The 4,160-nt window shown below is 67.6% G+C and carries 3 protein-coding genes and 1 pseudogene; 3 read left to right on the plus strand and 1 reads right to left on the minus strand.

Annotated elements, in window-relative coordinates; translation table 11 throughout:
• Positions 1-649 (minus strand): annotated as a pseudogene (locus tag LPZ50_RS22630) (hypothetical protein); the annotation flags it as partial.
• Between LPZ50_RS22630 and mutM the strand changes: the two are divergent.
• The 3 genes from mutM to LPZ50_RS22645 form a co-directional block, all read left to right on the plus strand.
• The gene (mutM, locus tag LPZ50_RS22635) at positions 648-1,475 is read left to right on the plus strand and encodes a bifunctional DNA-formamidopyrimidine glycosylase/DNA-(apurinic or apyrimidinic site) lyase (protein WP_230665077.1); all 828 of its coding nucleotides are present in this window, start codon (positions 648-650) and stop codon (positions 1,473-1,475) included. The pseudogene LPZ50_RS22630 and the gene mutM overlap by 2 nt on opposite strands.
• Positions 1,476-1,615: 140 nt before the next feature.
• Complete coding sequence (locus LPZ50_RS22640) at positions 1,616-2,569, plus strand: MBL fold metallo-hydrolase (RefSeq protein WP_230665078.1); 954 nt, start codon at positions 1,616-1,618, stop codon at positions 2,567-2,569.
• Positions 2,570-2,700: 131 nt separating this feature from the next.
• Positions 2,701-4,160, plus strand: a 1,460-nt coding sequence (locus LPZ50_RS22645) for an FAD-dependent oxidoreductase (RefSeq protein WP_230665079.1), incomplete at its 3' end; no start/stop codon positions are given.

Below are 4,160 nucleotides of genomic sequence, written 5' to 3' on the forward strand. Positions count from 1 at the left end.
GTCGAGGATGCGCAACGCCAGGCGGCGGTCGTTCAGGCGGCTCAGCACCGCCAGGGCCTGGCCGATGGCGGCAGGCTTGTCGCGCGGGGCCTCGATGCGGTTGCGCAGCGCCTGCGACAGGCCCTTGGTCTGGCCGTTGGCCGCGGCCAGCGCCAGTTCGGTGGAGCTGGCTTCAAGATCGTTCGGCGACAGACGGGCCCAGACACGGGCCGCGTCCAGCGCGCCGGGCAGGTTGCCGCCGGCCAACTGGAATTCCAGGGCGCGCCGCGCCAGGCGCGGGTCGCCGGTTTCGCGCGACAAGCTCAGCAGCGTGGATGCCCCGGTGCTGTACATGCCGCGCTGGGCGGCCAGTTCGGCGGCCAGGACGCGGTAGAAAATATCGGCGGTCAGTGAAACAAACGGAATCTGGCCGGGACGCAGCCGGATGACCTGCGTTTCGGGGGTGCGCGACTGCGGCACCAGGCGTGGCCCGGTGGCATCGCCCGGGACCCGGTCGGCGGCCATGGCCGGCAAAGACTGCAAACCCGCCAGCGCGAGCGCCAGCGCGGTGATTACGGAATGAACTTGTTTAAGCAACGACTTCACGCGGCCCGTCCGGTTGATGGCACAATCATCTGTACACGCAATTGATCATCTTACACTGGCTCATGCCGGAACTTCCCGAAGTCGAGACCACCCGCCGCGGCATCGATACCGTTATTACAGGCAGGACGCTGCGCCGCCTGGTGGTGCGCGAACCGCGCATGCGCTGGCCCATTCCCACCGATTTACCCGGCCTGCTGGCCGAACGCGCCGTGCTGGAATGCGCGCGCCGCGGCAAGTACCTGCTGCTGCGTTTCGAACATGGCACGCAAATCGTGCACCTGGGCATGTCGGGGTCGCTGCGCAGCGTGCCGGAAGGCGAAGCCCCGCGCAAGCACGACCACGTCGACTGGATCTTCGACCATGCCACGCTGCGGCTGCATGACCCGCGCCGCTTCGGCGCGGTGCTGTGGCACCCCGACAGCGCCGGTCCCATCGCCGCGCACCCGCTGCTGGCCAAACTGGGGATAGAACCCTTCGACCCGCGCTTTGACGGTGCCTGGCTGCACAGCCAGTTCAAGGGGCGCGGCATTGCCGTGAAACAGGCCCTGCTGGCCGGCGACGCGGTGGTGGGGGTAGGCAATATTTACGCGTCGGAAAGCCTGTTCCGCGCCGGTATCGACCCGCGCACCCCGGCGCGGCGCCTTTCCCTGGCGCGCTGCGCGCGGCTGGCCGACATGGTGCGCGCCACCCTGGCCGACGCCCTGGCCTCGGGTGGCAGCACGCTGCGCGACTATGTGGGCGCCAGCGGCCAACCTGGCAGCTACTTCGATATCCACGCCGCCGTCTACGAGCGCGCCGGACAGCCTTGCCGCGTGTGCGGCACCCCTATCCGCCGGCTGGTGCAAGGCCAGCGGGCCACGTACTTCTGCCCCACCTGCCAGCGCCGCTAAGGCCTGTTCTCCCCCGTGGGGGATGGAGCACGTCCCGAATGTTCGTCTATAGCGAACGTATTGCATAAAAACGAACGCACGGCTATATTCCCTGCATGACCGCGGCCGCCCACGGCCGCTGCCCATTACAGGAGACACCCGTGAGCAAGCAATTCGCCTCGCAGGCCGACCTTGCCGACAAGGTCGTAGCGTTCGAAAAACTGTCCGACAACGCCTACGCCTATACGGCGGAAGGCGATCCGAACACCGGCATCATCATCGGCGACGACGCCGTCATGGTGGTGGACACGCAGGCCACGCCCGTGATGGCGCAAGACGTCATCCGCCGCATCCGCGAAGTGACCGACAAGCCCGTCAAGTACATCCTGCTGTCGCACTACCATGCCGTGCGCGTGTTTGGCGCGTCGGCCTACAACGCCCAGGAAATCCTGGCCAGCCGCGATACCCACGACCTGATCGCCGAACGCGGCGAGCAGGACAAGGCCAGCGAAATCGGCCGCTTTCCGCGCCTGTTCCGCAACGCCGAATCCATCCCGCCCGGCCTGGTATGGCCCACCATGACCTTCCAGGGCGCCATGACGGTGAACTTGGGCAATCTGGAAGTGCAGCTGATGCAAGTGGGCCGCGGCCACACCAAGGGCGACACCATCGCCTGGCTGCCCGAACAGAAAATCCTGTTCGCCGGCGACCTGGTGGAATACCAGTCCACGCCCTACTGCGGCGATGCGTACTTCCGGCTGTGGCCGTCCACGCTGGACGCGCTGGCCGGCTTCAATGCCGAGAAAATGGTGCCCGGCCGCGGCCCCGCCCTGAAAAGCGCCGAGGAAGTGCGCCAGGGCCTGGCCGGCACGCGCGCCTTCCTGACCGACCTGTACGGCGCGGTGAACCGCGGCGTGGCGCACGGCAAGGACCTGAAGACCATTTACCGCGAGGTGTACGACTTCATGCAGCCGCGCTACAGCGACTGGGTCATCTTCGACCACTGCATGCCGTTCAATGTGTCGCGCGCCTATGACGAGGCCACCGGCCACGTCGACCCCCGCATCTGGACGGACAAGCGCGACCGGGAAATGTGGCAGCAGTTGGAAGGCTGAGCTTTACCGTCCCCGAGACGCTGCCGGGGAAGCACTTGCACCGCGCTTCATAAGCTGCATCGGCCGCGCCAGTGCCCCACAGAGGGCGCGGCGCGCCAAGGCGATCCGCGCTCGCCGCCAGGAGACAATGCGTGACCGATATCGACTACCAGGCGCTGGAGTTCGCCTATCAGAAGCACGCCGACCAATCGTGCCCCGCCCCGGCCTCGCACCGGGTAGTGGTGGTGGGCGCGGGCCCGGTCGGCCTGACCACCGCGCTGGATCTTGCGCAGCGCGGCGTGGCCGTCGTGGTGCTGGACGACGACTACCGCCTGTCCACCGGATCCCGCGCCATCTGCTTCGCCAAGCGCACCCTGGAAATCTGGGATCGCCTGGGACTGGGCGAACGCGTGGCCGCGAAAGGGGTGTCGTGGCATGTGGGCAAGGTGTTCTTCCGCGACCAGGAAGTCTGGCGCTTCGACCTGCAGCCCGACCCCGGCCATCGCCGCCCGGCGTTCGTGAATGTGCAGCAATACTATGTAGAGGGGTTTCTGTACGAAGCCGCCTGCGCGCACCCATTGATCGACCTGCGCTGGAAAAGCAAGGTGGTGGGCGTTTCCCCCCGCCCGGACGGGGTTGACCTGTCCGTGGAAACCCCCGACGGCAGCTATGCGCTACGCGCCGAATGGCTGCTGGCCTGCGATGGCGCGCGCTCCCCCATACGCAAGCTGGTGGGCCAGGAAAGCCATGGCCGCGTCTTCAAAGACCGCTTCCTGATCGCCGACGTGAAGATGACGGCGGATTTTCCCGCCGAGCGCTGGTTCTGGTTCGACCCGCCTTTTCATCCCAACCAGTCGGTGTTGCTGCACATGCAGCCCGACAATGTCTGGCGCATCGACTTCCAGCTGGGCTGGAACGCCGACCCGGTGGAAGCGGTGAAACCCGCGAATGTGCTGCCGCGCATCCGCGCCCTGCTGGGCGCCGATGCGCAATTCGAATTGCAGTGGGTCAGCGTGTACACGTTCGCGTGCGAACGCATGGATGCCTTCCGCCACGGCCGCGTGGTGTTCGCGGGCGACGCCGCGCACCGCGTGTCGCCGTTCGGCGCGCGCGGCGCCAACAGCGGTGTGCAGGACGCCGAGAACCTGGCCTGGAAACTGCAGGCCGTGCTGGACGGCCAGGCGCCCGCAACACTGGTGGATTCCTACGCGGCCGAGCGCGAACTCGCCGCCGACGAGAACCTGCTGAATTCCACGCGCTCTACCGACTTCATCACCCCGAAAAGCCCGGCCAGCCGCAGCTTCCGCAACGCGGTGCTGAACCTGGCGCGCGACCACGCGTTCGCGCGCGCCCTGGTCAACAGCGGCCGGCTGTCGCTGCCTACCGTGTATACGGATTCGCCCCTGAACACGCCCGATACCGAACCCTTTGCCGGTCGCATGGTGCCGGGCGCGGTGGCGCTGGACGCGCCGGTGCGCGACGCCCTGGGCGGCGAAGGCTGGTGGCTGTCGCAGCTGGATGGCAGCTTCGTGCTGGCGTTGTTCTGCGGCGCCGGCACGCCGGATGCCGCCACGCTGGACGGGCCGGGCATCCGGACACGGCGGCGCGCGAC

The sequence above is a fragment of the Bordetella petrii genome (assembly GCF_020991325.1).
Lineage (GTDB): Bacteria > Pseudomonadota > Gammaproteobacteria > Burkholderiales > Burkholderiaceae_B > Bordetella_A > Bordetella_A petrii_E.